Raw genomic sequence first — 16,162 nt, 5'->3', positions numbered from 1 at the left:
CGATCGTATGAAAACGGCCATTGCCATTGCCGCCCATCCCGACGATATCGAGTTCATGATGGCCGGCACGCTCCTGCTCCTCAAACAGGCAGGCTACGACATTCATTACCTGAATCTGTCCGGCGGCAACTGCGGCAGCGTAGAATACGATTCGGAAACCACCCGGACCATTCGGCTGGCCGAGGCAAAACAAGCCGCGCAGGTGCTGGGGGCTCATTTTCACCCGCCGTTCTGCAACGATCTGGAGATTTTTTATGACCTTGAAACGCTGCGCCGGCTGGCCGCTATCATCCGGGAGGTAAAACCATCGGTGGTGCTGACGCATTCGCCGGTGGATTATATGGAAGATCACACCAATACCTGCCGGCTGGCAGTCACGGCCACATTCGCCCGCGGTATGCCCAACTTTACTTCCACACCCGCCCGGCCGACCGATAGTTACGACTGCACCCTGTACCACGCCATGCCGCACGGTCTGCGCGACCCCTTCGGACGGCTGGTGATGGCCGGAGCCTATGTGAATACCACAGCGGTTCACGGCACCAAACTGGAAGCCCTGAAATCCCACCAGAGTCAGCAGCATTGGCTTGATGTGAGTCAGAACCTGAACTCGTATCTGCAAACGATGGAAAATATGGCGCTGGAGGTAGGGCACATGTCCGGGAAATACCAATATGCCGAAGGCTGGCGTCGCCACTTGCATTACGGCTTCTGTGCACCCGATGCCGACCCGCTGCAAGAATTAGGAGACGACTATTCCATCAACCAAGACTTTTATACAACATACCATGCCCCGTAAACTCAGTTCCATTGCCCCTGACTGGTGGGATTATACCACACTGGATACCGCGCTTATCGAAGAAGCGGCCCAGCTCACGCCCGAACAGATGCTTACGCTCTCGCGGCCGGGTTTCACCGTCGTTTTCTACGACACCCTCGAAGAGTTTTATCTGGCCGAAGCACTTGAATACATTACCGCCTGGCAGCAATCGACGCCCGACAATCCGGTTGGTATTTGCGGGCCTATCGGTCCTACCGAGCAGTTACCCCTGGTGGCGCGGCTGGTGAACGAACTGGGCATCTCGCTTAAATCGGCTCATTTCTGGGGCATGGACGAATGGCTTATCGACGGGAAAGAAGCCTCACCCGATCACCCGCTCTCGTTTGAAAAGGCCGACCGGCAACTGTGCTTCAACCGTATCCGCAACGAACTGGTGATGCCGGACGAAAACCTCCATTTCCCCAAAGCCAATACCGAAGCGTACCGAAAAAGCTGGGAGAGTGTACGCTGCGCCGTGATGCAGGGCGGGCAGGGCGACATCAAGCACTGGGCGTTCAATGACCCGCCGAAGCGGGAAGGGCGTTATATTGATAATCCACCCACACCGGAAGAATACCGGCAACTGGCCACGCGGGTAGTCGACCTGCACCCGATTACCATTGCGCAGAACGCCCGCACTTCCGGTGGAGGCAATATCGCGCTGGTTCCCACTAAGGCCATTACCGTAGGCCCGGTTGAAACCTGGAAAGCCGATAAGGTATCTATCTGGCATGCCGGTATGCACGATAACCCGTTCGGACAACGGCTGACTACCTACATGATCTCGCAGGGGATCGTAGACACTTCCGTACCAATGTCACTGCTGGCCCACCACCCCAACGTACAGTTTAATTTCTATCGCCCGGGCATCGGCACCTGCGCCGTTGAAATGCACTAATGCTTGCTAATACTGTTCCGGATTGCCAATCCGGGGCACATAAATTTCATTTCTCATGGATACGCTTGCTAAAGAAATGGCTGCCGATAAGAAGAAGCAGCGAAAGGAACTCTACCAGTTGCTGGGCCGGCTGCCGGATCGCAACCGACCTATTTCTGTAAAACAGGTCTCCCAGCAGGAAACAGATGAGCTGATCACCGAAAAGCTGCTGATGGACATTAACGGGCTGGAGCCGGTGCCCGCCTATTTTACCAGGCCTAAAAACACCCAGGGGAAAGTGCCGGTCATCCTGTTCAATCATTCCCATTTCGGGCAGTACCACGTCGGCAAGGATGAATACGTGACAGGCCGGAAGGAGATGCAGACGCCCCCGTATGCCCTGGCGCTGGCGCGGGCCGGTTACGCCGGCTTATGCCTGGATAGCTGGTGCTTTGGTGAGCGGAAAGGCCGCACCGAGCTGGATATGTTCAAGGAAATGCTCTGGAAAGGTCAGGTGATGTGGGGGATGATGGTGTACGATAATCTCCGCGCTTTGGATTACCTGCAAACCCGCCCCGACGTAGATATGAAGCGGGTTGGGACCATGGGCATGTCGATGGGCAGCACCATGGCCTGGTGGCTGGCAGCCCTGGACGAACGCATCAAAGTCTGCGTCGACCTCTGCTGCCTCACCGACTATCAGGCACTCCTGGACGAAAAAGGGCTATCGCTGCACGGCATCTATTACTACGTGCCCGACCTGCTCAACCATTTCACCACTTCGCAGATCAACGCCCTCATCTCACCCCGCCCCCACTTCGGATTAGCCGGTCGTCTTGACCCACTGACGCCCCTAAAAGGCTTGGAGAAGATCGACAAAAACCTGAAAGAAACGTACCAGCGCGAAGGGGCCCCTGACGCCTGGCAGTTAAAAATCTACGATGTCGGCCATCTGGAGACCGCCGGGATGCGGGACGACATTCTGGCGTTTTTCAAGAAATGGCTGTAGACTGTAGCACGGATTGATAATCCGTGCTACTTCTCAAACTGAAAAATCTGCTCCATCAACACCCACTTTTCGCCGGGTTTGGCGTTTGGGAGGGGTTGCTGGAATTTCCACATTAGTTTCTCCCAGTCCTGTACGTGGGGATTGCCGGCATCCAGTTCGGCTTTCTTCTCGAAGGTAAAATCGTCGTCCGTTTCCAGGATCATAAACATACGGTTGCCGGTGCGGTAAATCTGAAGGTCCAGCACCCCGGCGGCCAGGTCGTTCTGCCGCACTTCCGGCCAGCCTTTGCCAGGGGCATGCCACGCTTCGTATTCTTTAATTAGTTCGGGATCGTCTTTGAGGTCGAGTGCCAGACAAAATCGTTTCATAGGGAATGGTTAGCGTTGAAGTAGATAGAAAAAAATTTATCCGAAATACTGCCGGTAGGATTTGATGGTCTGTTCGGCCGCAGCATCGGGGTCGGGCCAGGGAAAGGCTTCGGCCGAGACGTAACCAGAATACTTAAGCTCGCGCAGAGCCTCCGCAATACCGGCCATGGCTGTATGTCCTCCGCCAATCGGTCGACGGTTGCTGTCGGCAAAATGCACATGACCGATAGCCGTTCCCGCCGACCGAATGCTGTCCGGCATTGAAGCTTCCTCGATGTTCATGTGGAATAAATCGGCCAGGAGTTTGATATTGCGGGTCGATAGGCCGTTCAGCAAAGCAACGCCATCGTTGAGCCGGTTGATGAGGTTGGTTTCGTAGCGGTTCAGGGGTTCGTAGATCAACGGTACACCTTTGCTTTCGGCATAATCGCCCAGGGTATTCAGTCCCTCGGCCAGCCAGTTGAATGCCTGCTCCCGCTCTACGCCGGCGACCACATTACCCTGCATGGAGCCAATAATAGCCGGAGCTCCTACCTGTGCCCCAAACGCAATCATCTCCCGCACAAACGCTACTGCCTGCGCCCGAACAGCCGGGTCAGGATCAGTAAGCGTCAGCCCGTGAATGACCTTGCCGGCTCCGGTACCGACCGCAGCAATCGACAGATTATAACGCTGACATAATTGCTTAAGATGAGAGGGGTCAACCGCATCGGCCGAAGCCGTAAACAGTTCGACGCCGTCGAAACCCAGGCTGGCGGCTTTAGCCATACTCGCTGCCAGATCTTCCCAGTAAATCCAGGGGCCGGTCCTGATCGACGGCACCAGCGCAATAGTCACACAGGATTTCATAGTGCGTTAGGCCCGTTCCAGTTCAACCATGATTTTGGTAATCGGGCCGGGGTTCGCCGACCATTCGGCCAAAGCAGCACCCGCTTCGTCCAGTGATACGGTCCGGCTAATGACGGCATCGACCGGAAAGCGACCGGATTCCAGGTATTGTATCACGTCGGGGAAGTCGCCCAGGCAGTTGCGGGAGCCCAGTATCTCAATCTCTTTCCGCACAAAAGTTCCGGTCTGGTAGGGAACCGGTTGCTTGGCGTAGCCGATGTAAACAACCCGACCAGTATACGCCACTTCATCTACCGCAGCCCGGTACGTAGCCGCATTACCGACGGCCTCAATAACCACATCGGGACCATCGCCGTTGGTAATTTCCATCAGGGCCTCATGCAGGTCGGTTTTGGTAGTATTGATGGTATGCGCAGCTCCCGCTTTGCGGGCAATTTCCATTTTAGAATCGTCGATGTCGATAGCAATTACCTCAGCTCCCCGGCTGACTGAAGCCGCCACGGCACCCAGGCCAACAATGCCGCAGCCAATAACGGCCACCTTCTCCCCCGCAGCCACCCGGCCACGCGCAGCCGCGTGAAAACCAACCGTCAGCGGTTCCACCAGCGCCAGCTCGCGCAGGGACAGTTTGTCTGACGAAAACAGTTTTTCCCAGGGCGCTACAATATACCGGGTCATACCGCCGGGCCGGCGCACACCCATGGTCTTGTTATCCTGGCAGGCATTCGGGCGTCCCTTGCGACAGGCGATGCAGACGCCACAATTCAGGTACGGATTAACGGTGACCCGCATTCCCGGCCGGAAATTATCAGGAACACCCGGCCCGGTCTGCACAATGGTAGCCCCGATCTCGTGGCCCAGCACGTTTGGGTATTCCTGTAATTCGAAGAGACCCCGGAAGCCGTTCAGATCGCCCCCGCAGAAACCCACATGGCTTACCTGCAACAGCACCTCCCCTGCGCCGGGTTGGGGCATGTCAATCTCCTGAACTTCGGTGCGGCCGGGTTCAAGCAACACCAAGGCACGTATTTTCTCCATCAGACAGTCGTTGGTTTAGGAATATTATTGGCGGGTTTGCCTTCAAACCACATCTGGTTTTTCACCGGCGCTACCGCATTTTCAATTTGGTCAAGTAGGCCTTCGGGTATGGTAAAATCCAGCACCCGTACATTCTTTTCGACATAGTCCGGTTCGGCCAGCCCGACAATGGTGGTGGCAATAGCCGGATTGTTGAGCGCGTACCGCAGGGCCACATCACTCAGAGCCACACCATAGTCCTGACAAAGCGCCAGCAACTTCGGCTGCATGTCTTTGATAGCCTGCGGGGCATTATGCCAGGCCGGGATTGGTGCATCCGACAGAATGCGTTGCAGCAAGGGCGCGGCATTCATCAGCCCAAACCCTTTTTCACGAGACAACGGGGCGAGTTCGTCATTGATTTCGTCGTTTAGCAGCGTGTAATGGCCCCAGGAAAGCACCACATCTACCGGTACCGTACGGGCAATCTGCGCCAGATACCGGACAGGCAAGCCTGAGAAACCCACATACCGGGTTTTACCCTGCTCTTTCACTTTCAGGACAGCCGGAATAGCCTCGTTGAGTATCTGCTCCCGATCGCCAAACTCAATATCGTGGACGATGTACAGGTCGACATAATCCGTTTGCAGGCGTTTCAGCGACTCGTCGATGCTGCTGAGGACACGCTGGTAGGAGAAGTCGAATACGCCATTACCGTACCGGCAGCATTTTGTTGACAGAAACAAGTTTTGCCGTTTCGAAAGCAGCGCCTTACCCAAACGTTCTTCGGCCAGGGTATCTCCGTAAAAAGGAGCTACATCGAAAAAGTTGATGCCGTGGTCGATAGCGGTATGCACCGCCCGGATACCCTGCTCCTCCGGGTTAACGGTAAATACATTGCCGAGTGGTGAGGCACCATACCCGATAATGGAAACGTCCATATCGGTTTGCCCCAGTCGTCTATACTCCATTTACGATTGCGAATTGTGGATTTTGGATTGACTGCGTTGCCGGACGTACGGCCTTGATCATCCGAAACGCGACCTGTCACGGTATATCGCGTTGTTACCTGGTAAAGCGCAAAAAGCCGGTTTTATAACCTATCGCAAGGTAATTGTGGGGCTCTTACTGCCCGAACAGCAGGCTGAGCATTCGGGTAAACTCTGCCTGCAACGGTGCTGAAATGCTGATATCTTCCTGCGACAGCGGATGCCGGAAGCGAAGTGTCTGGGCGTGCAGCAGCATGGTATCCATCGCAAAGCGCTCTTTGAACAGCTTATTCTGCTTGTTGCAGCCGTGCGGCCGGTCACCGATAATCGGGTGCAGAATATGCGCCATATGCTTACGAAGCTGATGCATTCGTCCGGTGGTCGGTGTCAGTTCCACCAGCGAGTAGCGGGAGGTGGCGTGTTTACCGAATGGCAGATCAACTTCGGTGCGTTGGCGGGTTTTCAGGACGGTGAAGGCGTCCTGCAGTTCCCCCGCGCCGGCGTTCCGGTCCTCCCTCCTTAACGGGTAGTCAATTTCCTGATAATCGGCGGTGTAGCCGCGAACGATGGCCAGGTAGGTTTTGTGTACCCTGCCCTCGGCAAAGAGCGTTTGCATGATGGCGTTCATGGCTTCGCTGAGCGCAAAGAGGAGTACCCCGCCGGTTTTCCGGTCGAGCCGATGGACCGGATACACACGTTGGCCTAACTGGTCGCGGAGCAGTTGAACAGCAAATTCACTGGCATCACTAGCAATGGGAGAACGGTGAACCAGCAAGCCATGCGGCTTATTGATGGCAACTAAATCGGCAGATTGGTACAGTACGGAAAGCGACAAGCAGAATATGGTTTCGGTGATATTTCGGTTAAAGAAACCGATTTACAGCCCTTAAGTTCCCTCCTCCAACCGCAGGGTATCAAACATCCAGCGGATCTCGGAGAACGATACGTCTTCGCCCAGGCCGCTCTTGGCTTCACTCAACGAAGCCGGTTTGTGTTCGTCCAGATAGGCCCGGATATGGTCGGCCTTCTGGCGGGGAATCAGGTCATACACCGACAAATCACCGGTTTTGATGTACCGGCCCAGATGGCTCTCGATGGTTGATACGGTGAGGGCCCGTTCGGCGGCAATGTCGGCGACGGACTTACCGGCTTTAAACGCATCGAAGCTCACCTGAAACGTACTGCCTTTGGCGGGTTTCTCCGGCTTCTCGGCTTTCTGCCGTTTAGCCGAAGCCGGCGACTCCTCTTTGGTGACCCCGTTGGCGGTACACCAGTCGCGGATCAGTTGCAGCAGGTCATCGCCAAACTGACGGGTTTTAGTCTTGCCGAAGCCTTTTACCGCCTGCAATTCCTCCAGCGTCTGCGGCAGTTGGCGCACCAGTTCCTGCATGGTTTTGCGGGGCAGCACCATATAGCCCGACACATCACTCTCGGCTGCCAGGGCATCACGCCATTTCACAATAAGCTTGTAGAGCGCCGGGTGGGCAATTTCGTCCGATGCCGACGTTTGTTCGGCTTCCGGTACTTTGCCGATATTGGATTTAAACGTCAGCTCGGCCTGATTTCGGGCTTTCAGATAAGCCAGCGCCCGGAAACCGTCCTGGCAGTTTTCAAAGCAGGTCAGCTTGACGAACAGTTCTTTTTCCAGCTCCCGCAAAGACTCCAGCAACGCTTCCCGAACCTGTTTGTTATCACACTCGGTCGGCAGCCGGTGCAGGCTTTGCAGCAGATCGGTCCAGAGCAGTTCTTTAAAGTAGCCACCCGCTTTGGTCAGCCGCTCCTGCAAAGCCGCGTTCTCCTCGGGGGCTATACCGGCGGCAAAATACTGCGCCAGGCTGTTCTGAAAACGCCCGGTTACGTCCAGCACTTTTTCGCGCAGCACCGTGCCGATTCGCGCCAGCTCCGTCACCAGTTGGGCATCTACGCTGCTGGTATGCTCCTGCACCAGTTTCTGGGCTCGCTGGTAGGGGTAGGAAGTCGGCCGGAACGAAAATAGTTCGGTCAGCAGGTTTTCCTGAAACAGACGCCGGGAATTTTCCAGCTCCTGCTCTGAGGGGGTTTTCGTCTGCACCTCCTGGTGAAAATCGTCCAGCACCGACTCCGATTTGATGCTGTTGAGAGGAATGGGCGAGGTCAGCACAATGCCCTCCAGCGTTTTGCAGCGGCTGAGGGCCACGTATACCTGCCCGTGCGCAAAGGCGGCTCCGGCGTCGATAATGGCCCGCTCAAACGTCAGGCCCTGGCTTTTGTGGATGGTGATGGCCCAGGCCAGCCTCAGCGGGTACTGCCGGAAGGTACCCACGACTTCGGCGTTAATTTCTTTGGTTGCCGGGTCCAGGCTGTATTTATGATTGCTCCAGTCGACGGGCAGCACGGCAATCTCGTCGGCACTGTCGGCCGATTTCACGAAGATGACATCCTCCGCAATCTCGGTAATCCGGCCCAGCTTGCCGTTGTAGAACCGTTTCTCCCGCGACATATCGTTCTTGATAAACATCACCTGTGCCCCTACTTTCAGTTCCAGTTCGGCATCGGCCGGGTAGGCGTGGGCGGGAAAATCGCCGTCGATACTGGCCTCAAAGCGGACCAACGGCGTAGCCAGTTCCTGCAACCGGCGGCTGTTGATCTGCTGGGCTGATGCGTTATGCGTCGACAGGGTGATGTATGCGTCCTCCTCAGCAGGTTTGAAGTTGGGAAGGTGCCGCCGGTTCAGTTCTTCTAATTGCGGGGCGGTGATGTTTTTTTCCCGGACACCGTTCAGTATTTCGATAAAGCGGTTATCCGACTGTCGGTAGATATGCGTCAGTTCGATGGAGACATACGGCGTATTCTGCAACGCCTTGCTGCCGAAGAAATAGCCGCTGCTGTAGTGCGGACTCAACAGCGCCCACTCCTCATCGCGGATCACGGGCGGCAATTGCTGCATATCGCCGATCATCAGCAACTGCACCCCGCCAAACGGCTCCGGGCGGTGCCGGAACCGGCGCAGCACCTCATCGATACCGTCCAGCACATCGGCCCGCACCATACTAACCTCATCGATCACCAGCAGATCGAGAGTTCTCAGCAGATTGATCTTATCCCGGCCAAACTTCCGGGCCTCCCGCTGCGCCCCCGGTATCAGCGGACCAAATGGTAATTGAAAAAACGAATGAATGGTCACGCCCCCGGCATTGATGGCCGCTACGCCCGTAGGGGCTACTACCACCAGCCGCTTGGCCGTCTGCGTTTTAATGGCGTGCAGAAAGGTTGTTTTGCCGGTACCCGCTTTGCCGGTCAGGAAAATGTTGCGGTTGGTGTACAGGACAAAGTTGCGGGCGAGATCAAGTTTGGGATTTACGGGGGCAGCCATTATCAATTGGTATCGTTCGTCACGTTGAGACGTTAAAAGTCACTTTCAGGCCACAATCGCTTGAATTTTTACGATTGTGTCTACCAAATTTACGCATTTACCATGACTTTAGCACCTCCGCTACGGCAATCCCCAGGTAGCTGCCGATGGCGTTGCCGAGCGATCCGACCAGCACCGCCGGTAATTGCAGATCCGGTCGTTGCAGACTGCGGGCCAGCGCCAGCGCCGAGGTAGCGCCACCGATATTGGCCTGCGAAGCAATACCCAGCACATCCCAGTCCTGCCGGAACAAAGCCCCGATGCCGAACAGGATCAGCGCGTGAATACTTACCAGCAGACAGATCATGCCGAACAGCACGCCCGCCAGTTGCCCATCGCGCAGCAGGGCCGCAATATCGCAATATGCACCAATCACGGCCAGAAACAGGTAGACGCCAAAAAGGCCCAGCAGCCGGCTACCCCGCAGTTTATTCACCCACCGAAACTGCGCCAGCACCAGGGCAAGGGTGGTCAGGATCAGCACAAAAGGAATGGCCGAAACGAGAGCCGCCAGCCGCTGCGACAGGAAAATAGCGCCTACGCCCAGCGCCAGCAGGACCCCCAGATCTCTGGGGTTGAGGTCTTCGGTATCGTTGTACTGTTTTTGGGCTGCGCCGGGAATCGACGTAAACGTTGAGGGTACATGCCGGCGGGGCCTTACCCGCTGCAAATACTGCGGCAGAGCCAGCGTAGCCACCATCCAGACCGCCGTCAGGATATTATCGGCTGCGGTGGCGGCCGTGAAGAGCGTACCGGCTTTGGCAACCTGATAGTGCAGCGCCACGGTATGAAAATTGATACTGCCACCGATGTAGGTACCGGTAAACATCCCCGCCAGCGCATAATACAGCGTCCCCACCGTTTCAGGACCGGCAAACAGCCACATACTCGCCACCACCCCCGTTATAGTCCCCACCGCCCCGACCAGAAACATCGTCAGCATGGGTAAGCCTACCAACCGCAGATCTTTCAGGTTGACATTCAGCAGCAGCACAAAAAGCGAGAACGGAGCCAGATAGCTGAAAATGCCGTCATACAGGGGCGTATCGGTGGTGGGAATCAGGCCGAAGTTGGCTTCAATGGCGGTTAGGATAATCACCAGCAGCGCGGTGCCGAGGTGGCGGAGGAAGGGTTTGGTACTCAGCCATTCGCAGATGGCCACGTTCAGGCAGAGAACGAACAGAATAAACAGCGAGTCGGTCACGGCAGGTTACAATAGGTAGTTGGCAAAGCCGTTCAAGTTAGCGCCAAATGCGCAAAACCTCCTACCTTTGCCCCTCATATTCATTAAAACAACCGGGCGCTATTGAGTGCGTTTAACCTGGCGCGTCAGAAAATCACTCTTTCACTCATTCACTCATTCACTCATTCACCACTGTGAAACTCTGGCAAAAAGAAAATACCTCCACCGAATCCACGGCGGCATCTGAGCAAATTGAACGCTTTACCGTTGGCCGCGACCGCGAGATGGACCTTTACCTCGCTCCCTTTGACGTGCTGGGCAACCTGGCGCACGCCCGGATGCTGGAAACGATTGGACTCTTAGAGGGGGAGGAGTTAAGAATTATGAGTGATGAGTTAAGAGTTATTTTCGAAGAGATCCGGGAGGGGCGGTTTCAGATTGAGGAGGGGGTGGAGGATGTGCATTCGCAGGTGGAGCTGATGCTGACCCGCAAACTGGGCGATGTCGGCAAGAAGATTCACAGCGGCCGCTCGCGCAACGATCAGGTGCTGGTAGACCTCAAGCTGTTTACCCGCGACCGGCTCTGGCAGGTGGCCGAAGCCACCCGGCGGGTATTCGACCGGCTCATTATGCGGTCGGAGCAGCACAAGGCTGATCTGCTGCCGGGATACACGCATTTGCAGATCGCCATGCCGTCGTCGTTCGGCCTCTGGTTCGGGGCGTATGCCGAAGCATTGGCGGATGATATGCTGACGCTGCAAACGGCTTTCCGGCTGGCCAACCGCAACCCGCTGGGCTCCGGGGCCGGCTACGGCTCATCGTTCCCCCTCAACCGTACGCTGACCACCGAACTGCTCGGTTTCGAAGGTATGCACGTCAACGTGGTGTACGCCCAGATGAGCCGGGGCAAAACGGAGCAGACGGCGCTGACCGCCCTGGCCGCCGTGGCGGCTACGCTCTCGCGGATGGCCATGGACATCTGCCTGTACAACAGCCAGAACTTCGGTTTCCTGACCCTGCCCGACGCGCTTACCACCGGCAGCAGCATTATGCCACACAAGAAAAATCCGGATGTAGCTGAACTCCTCCGCGCCAAAACCAACCGGATGAAAGCCCTGCCGATGGAGGTCACGCTGGTGATGAGCAACCTGCCCTCCGGCTACCACCGCGATATGCAGATCCTGAAAGAAGTGCTGATGCCCGCCTTCGACGATATGCTGGAATGCCTGGACATTACCGACTTCATGCTGGAACACCTTCAGGTCAAAACCAACCTGCTCGATGATGCCAAATACGATTTGCTGTTCAGCGTGGAGCGCGTGAACGAACTGGTGTTGCAGGGTGTACCGTTCCGGGAGGCTTACCGGATTGTGGGCAAGGAAATCAACGACGGCACGTATACGGCCTCGCGGCAACTGAACCACACCCACGAAGGCAGCATCGGCAACCTGGGTAACGAGCAGATTGTGCAGCAGATGGAATCGGCCATGCAGGGCTTTGGCATGGAGCGGGTAAACAATGCTGTTGCCCGGTTGCTGGCATAAAAAATACAGCGGACGAAAGGGTTCGTCCGCTTTAGTAAACAATACGTTAGCCTGCCGGCTACTCCACCCGGTAGGCAATCAGCTTGTTACCGAGGAACGTCGGCACCACCAGCAGCTTTTTACTGCGGACATACTCCATATCGGCCGAATTTATTTTCTGCTCGCGGGTATCCAGTAGTTGCAGCTTCTGCCCGTCGGCGGTGATGTGAAAGATCTGCCCGGCCCAGTCCGATACAAAGAAATTGCCTTTACCGTCGGTCACAATGCCGTCTGTGTTTCCCATGCCGTCGGCAATGGTCATCATGGTTTTGGTATTGAGGTCCAGCGACCGCAGCGCCCCAATTTTGGTACTGCCGACCATCATCCGGTTTTTGTCTACCGCCAGCAGGCCGTTGGGCCGGTTGAGCTGTTCACCTTCCATCCAGACTTCCCACATATTATCTTTCAGCCGGTAAATCTTGTCGTTACGATTATCCGACACATAGACTGTACCGTCTTTGGCCACCGTTACATCGTTCAGAAATGCGCCCTTGCCCACGGCGTCGAACGTTTTTTCCGCCTGCCCGTTAGCCAGATTGATAACCACCAGCCGGTACACATCGGTTACGTACAGTTTACCATCGTGAATACCCATGCCCTTCGGCGCATTCAGGCCGGAGGTCCAGCGCAGGTTTTCAATTTTGCCGTCCAGTGACACTTTAGAGATAAAGCCGTTACCGTCCAGCTCATCGGCTTTACCGTTGATGTTGGCCACGTACAGCACCTTCCCTTTTTCGTCGTACAGCACCGATTCCGGTACGCGCAGGGTAGTATCGGTCTCCCAGGCCTTCACTAGTTTTACGGGTTTAGGTTTACCGGTGGGCAGAAACGCCATCAGGCCGCAGGCAAGCAGACCTGTCAGCAAGGCAACAGTCATATGTGATTTTCGCATGATCGAAAGGCTTTGGGAAGCAAAAAAATAGCAATAAACCAGCAGTTGCAAATTATTTGGTCAAAACCTACGCTGCACCAAAGAAAACAACTGCCTTTTTAGATTTTTCTAATGATTTCCCAAGTATGAAGAAAAACTAGTGAACAATCTGACAATGAGGGTGTTTAGATACGCACAACCTCAAATACCTTTTTATCAGTGTTATGGAGAACTATGCAACAGCAATTGCACGGCCCCATCGGCCTGCTATGCCCCTTAAAGACAGTATCCGGGACATGATCCGGCTGCAGCGCGACTATGACCTATCCGATGAGCTTTTCTGGGAGGTATTCAACAACCGGGTCTTGCTAAACAAAAAAATTAACGTTGAGGAGTTTCTGCGGGATGTCTACGGCCAGGGTGGCCTGGCATAAATGGTTGATTAGTTAATTGGTTCATTGGTTAACCTGTCGACGAATGAACCAGATAACCAATGAACCAATTAACTAATCAACCAACTCAACTCAGCTTCACCGAAAACAAATCCTTCGTCCGCCCATACACATACGCTACCACGAGTAGCGTAACCACCCCGCCCAGCATCACCGAGGGTACCGTACCGAACAGCCGGGCCGCTACGCCGGATTCAAACGCTCCAATTTCGTTAGACGAACTGACAAACATGCCGTTGACGGCCGCTACCCGCCCCCGCATATGATCGGGAGGAAATACCTGTAAAATGGTTTGTCGGATCACTACGCTGACGCTGTCGAATGCCCCCGTCAGGGCCAGGGCCAGCAACGAGAGGTAAAAGTTAGTTGAAGCTGCAAACACCAGCGTAAATACCCCAAAACCGGCCACGGCCAGCAGCATGTTGCGCCAGGCATTTTGCGTAGGCGGGTACCGGGCCATCAGCAGCATGGTTACAATAGCCCCGACTGATGGTGACGCCCGCAGGAAGCCCAGTCCTTTGGCTCCTACTTGTAAAATATCTTCGGCAAAAACCGGCAGAATGGCGATGACACCCCCAAACAGCACCGAGAACAGATCGAGGGAGATGGAGTAAAAAATAATCTTGTTATCGAATACGAACCGGAAGCCTTCTTTCAGACTGCTCAGCAGATTGCCCTGTGGCGTATCGCTGACCGGTACCGGCCGGCTCCGGATCATCGACAGCAGCAGGTAACAAACGCCCAGCATCCCAATCACCACCAGCAGCGAGTTGTCGAGGCCCAGCCAGTAGTACAGAAAGCCCGCTACGCCCGGCCCCACAATGGCCCCCGCCTGCCAGAACGAACTGCTCCAGGTAGAGGAGTTTGGGTACAACGCACGAGGCACCAGAAACGGCTTCAGTGACGAACTGGCCGGCGAGTAAAAACCTTTGGCCGCGCCAATCAACATTAGCACGCCGTATATAATGGCCAGCCGGGCAGCCTGCGAAAACCGGACCACCACCGTCGGCTGAAACACCAGATACAGAATAACGGAGCCCAGCAGGATTACGATCAGGCTGTTTTGCAGGATGCGCTTCTTATTACGACGGTCGGCCAGGTGCCCGCCAAACAAGGCGATGGCGATAAACGGCAGGGCTTCGGCCAGACCAACCAGCCCCAGCGCCAGCGGATCGCGGGTGATCCTGTACAGTTCATAACCCAGAATTACTTCCTGAATGAGCAGGCCGGCGGTAATGAGGAAACTGTTGGCAACAAAATAGCGAAACTCGGGTATGCGTAAGGCCGCGTATGGATCGTGCGGTAATTCAGTGTAGGTCATTCTAAACGGAAATGGGCCGGCAAGGTAAACAATCCGCCGGCACGCGCTTTCCCTTGTAATCAGAATCCCGAAAAATCAGTTCATTACTACCGGGAAAGTACTGTAAATTGGCGCATTAGTACCGCCCTGAGGCTATCAATAGCGGTTGATCAGATACCAGATATACAGTAATGACAGGAGCAGCGTCAGTACCGCAATCTGGAACCAGGTTCTAAACCGGCGTCTGCTTTGCGTAGAGCCGTCTAAGGAGAGTAATCCGAACGATAGCGGGATACCAGCTCCAATCAGCGAACCTACACAAAGAAGGAGGCCAAGTATATGCATTTGGATCAGACCCGAATGTAAATTTCCCATTTGACGATAACTGTTAGCATAAGTAACCAACAGGTACAAACTTTTTTTTGGATCTGATCCTGACGGGAAATCACCAGAACAGGTTCAGTTATTCGGCCTTCCGTTCAGGGTGGCCCGGATTTGTTTGCCAATCTGTTTGTAGCGGCTGCGGGCGTCGGTCATGGGTACCCCCGGCGGCATGTCGGGGCGTTTGTGACCGGTAAAAACCAGCCAGGCGTTTTTCATCATTGTCTGCCGCTCGCCCACCAACTGCCTTATAGTTTCTCCCCTGGGGTGTACCGCTACACTCGACTGTAGGGTAGCCGTGTCCGGAATAGGTTCGCCCAGGTACTGGAGTACCGCTTTCGCCATCAGCCAATGGCCTTGTTCTCCGGGATGTACCCCATCATTGGCCAGTTTAAATCCCGGATCGGTTTTGCGTTGCTCCTCCAGAAAGCGGGTCATGGGAAAATGGATGTCTGCCACCTCCCACCGCAGCGAGTCGCGCTGGGCCAGCAGCCAGTCGGCGTACCTATCCAGCGTGCGGTTATAGCCCTGTGTTCCCAGTGTTTTGTCATCATGCACCGGTGGGGTCAGCAACACAATCCGTTTGGCACCGCTCCGTTTCAATTCGGCATGCAGCCACAACATGCCCTCCCGGTAGGCTGTAAACCGGTCATCGGCCAGGGGCATATAAATCCCATCGTTCATGCCATAGCAGGCAAAGACTACATCGGGCCGGGTCTGGGCCAGCACCCGGTGCAGCCGTTCGCGCAGGTTGGGCCGGGGAAAACGGCCGTCGGCGTGGCCGGGCTCGCTCAGGCCGGACACCGTTTCACTGGGCAGACCGGCATTGATGAATTCATAATGCGAATCGGGGTGGTGCGTGAGCCAGTATGCTTCAATGGCCGCGACATAGGTACCCGCATACGTAATGCTGTTGCCCAGGAACAGGATGCGTTTGGTTCCTTTGGGGAAAGGCCCGGCCTGTGTCGGCAAAAAAACCAGCAGGCCGGGAACGGTCAGCGCCAGAAAAGCATTTTTTTTTGCAGCGGACATCCGGATGTATACGAGGAGTAGCAATAAAAAATGGTGCATT

The 16,162-nt window shown here is 55.4% G+C and carries 16 protein-coding genes; 5 read left to right on the top strand and 11 right to left on the bottom strand.

Annotated elements, in window-relative coordinates; all coding sequences use genetic code 11:
* Positions 1-7: 7 nt before the first annotated feature.
* Genes ABD931_RS27500 through ABD931_RS27490 form a run of 3 tightly spaced genes read left to right on the top strand, consistent with a single transcriptional unit; the run spans position 8 to position 2,706 of the window.
* On the top strand, positions 8-799 hold the full coding sequence (locus ABD931_RS27500) for a PIG-L deacetylase family protein (protein ID WP_345271260.1): 792 nt from the start codon (positions 8-10) through the stop codon (positions 797-799).
* A complete protein-coding gene (locus ABD931_RS27495; RefSeq protein WP_345271259.1) occupies positions 789-1,718 on the top strand; it encodes a sugar phosphate isomerase family in 930 nt (309 codons plus the stop codon). The genes ABD931_RS27500 and ABD931_RS27495 overlap by 11 nt, the downstream gene beginning before the upstream one ends.
* Positions 1,719-1,773: 55 nt before the next feature.
* Positions 1,774-2,706, top strand: a complete 933-nt coding sequence (locus ABD931_RS27490) for a dienelactone hydrolase family protein (RefSeq protein WP_345271258.1) — start codon at positions 1,774-1,776, stop codon at positions 2,704-2,706.
* Between the two features lie 26 nt (positions 2,707-2,732).
* On the opposite strand, the gene ABD931_RS27485 is transcribed toward ABD931_RS27490, so the two are convergent.
* The 7 genes from ABD931_RS27485 to ABD931_RS27455 form a co-directional block, all read right to left on the bottom strand.
* Positions 2,733-3,074 (bottom strand): L-rhamnose mutarotase, encoded by a 342-nt coding sequence (locus tag ABD931_RS27485; protein ID WP_345271256.1) that lies wholly within the window; start codon positions 3,072-3,074, stop codon positions 2,733-2,735.
* 36 nt (positions 3,075-3,110) lie between these two features.
* Entirely contained in the window at positions 3,111-3,923 is an 813-nt protein-coding gene (locus ABD931_RS27480; RefSeq protein ID WP_345271255.1) for a TIM barrel protein, read from the bottom strand.
* A gap of 6 nt (positions 3,924-3,929) precedes the next feature.
* Positions 3,930-4,961 carry a zinc-binding alcohol dehydrogenase family protein gene (locus tag ABD931_RS27475; RefSeq protein ID WP_345271254.1) on the bottom strand — a complete coding sequence of 344 codons (1,032 nt, stop codon included), beginning with the start codon at positions 4,959-4,961 and terminating at the stop codon, positions 3,930-3,932.
* Positions 4,961-5,911 carry an aldo/keto reductase gene (locus tag ABD931_RS27470; protein WP_345271253.1) on the bottom strand — a complete coding sequence of 317 codons (951 nt, stop codon included), beginning with the start codon at positions 5,909-5,911 and terminating at the stop codon, positions 4,961-4,963. The genes ABD931_RS27475 and ABD931_RS27470 overlap by 1 nt, the downstream gene beginning before the upstream one ends.
* 154 nt (positions 5,912-6,065) lie before the next feature.
* Positions 6,066-6,764, bottom strand: a complete 699-nt coding sequence (locus ABD931_RS27465) for a pseudouridine synthase (RefSeq protein WP_345271252.1) — start codon at positions 6,762-6,764, stop codon at positions 6,066-6,068.
* Between the two features lie 51 nt (positions 6,765-6,815).
* Positions 6,816-9,281, bottom strand: a complete 2,466-nt coding sequence (locus ABD931_RS27460) for an HRDC domain-containing protein (protein ID WP_345271250.1) — start codon at positions 9,279-9,281, stop codon at positions 6,816-6,818.
* 97 nt (positions 9,282-9,378) lie between these two features.
* On the bottom strand, positions 9,379-10,524 hold the full coding sequence (locus ABD931_RS27455; RefSeq protein WP_345271249.1) for a DUF819 family protein: 1,146 nt from the start codon (positions 10,522-10,524) through the stop codon (positions 9,379-9,381).
* A 173-nt stretch (positions 10,525-10,697) separates the two neighbouring features.
* Here ABD931_RS27455 and argH point away from each other — a divergent pair, with 173 nt between their 5' ends.
* Entirely contained in the window at positions 10,698-12,047 is a 1,350-nt protein-coding gene (argH, locus tag ABD931_RS27450) for an argininosuccinate lyase (protein WP_345271248.1), read from the top strand.
* A gap of 58 nt (positions 12,048-12,105) precedes the next feature.
* Here the strand turns inward: argH and ABD931_RS27445 are convergent, their stop codons facing one another.
* Positions 12,106-12,921 (bottom strand): SMP-30/gluconolactonase/LRE family protein, encoded by an 816-nt coding sequence (locus ABD931_RS27445; RefSeq protein WP_370469362.1) that lies wholly within the window; start codon positions 12,919-12,921, stop codon positions 12,106-12,108.
* A gap of 305 nt (positions 12,922-13,226) precedes the next feature.
* Here ABD931_RS27445 and ABD931_RS27440 point away from each other — a divergent pair, with 305 nt between their 5' ends.
* Positions 13,227-13,391: a hypothetical protein gene (locus ABD931_RS27440; protein ID WP_345271245.1), complete on the top strand. Its 165-nt coding sequence runs from the start codon at positions 13,227-13,229 to the stop codon at positions 13,389-13,391.
* Between the two features lie 85 nt (positions 13,392-13,476).
* Here ABD931_RS27440 and ABD931_RS27435 read toward each other — a convergent pair whose 3' ends face one another.
* From ABD931_RS27435 to ABD931_RS27425, 3 genes are all read right to left on the bottom strand, one after another.
* Complete coding sequence (locus tag ABD931_RS27435) at positions 13,477-14,730, bottom strand: MFS transporter (protein WP_345271244.1); 1,254 nt, start codon at positions 14,728-14,730, stop codon at positions 13,477-13,479.
* 135 nt (positions 14,731-14,865) lie between these two features.
* On the bottom strand, positions 14,866-15,084 hold the full coding sequence (locus tag ABD931_RS27430; protein WP_345271243.1) for a hypothetical protein: 219 nt from the start codon (positions 15,082-15,084) through the stop codon (positions 14,866-14,868).
* Between the two features lie 84 nt (positions 15,085-15,168).
* Entirely contained in the window at positions 15,169-16,122 is a 954-nt protein-coding gene (locus ABD931_RS27425; RefSeq protein WP_345271241.1) for an SGNH/GDSL hydrolase family protein, read from the bottom strand.
* Positions 16,123-16,162 lie beyond the last annotated feature (40 nt).

The organism is Nibrella viscosa (genome assembly GCF_039541875.1).
Classification (GTDB): Bacteria; Bacteroidota; Bacteroidia; order Cytophagales; family Spirosomataceae; genus Nibrella; species Nibrella viscosa.
This window is presented reverse-complemented; position numbering and strand designations above follow the sequence as displayed.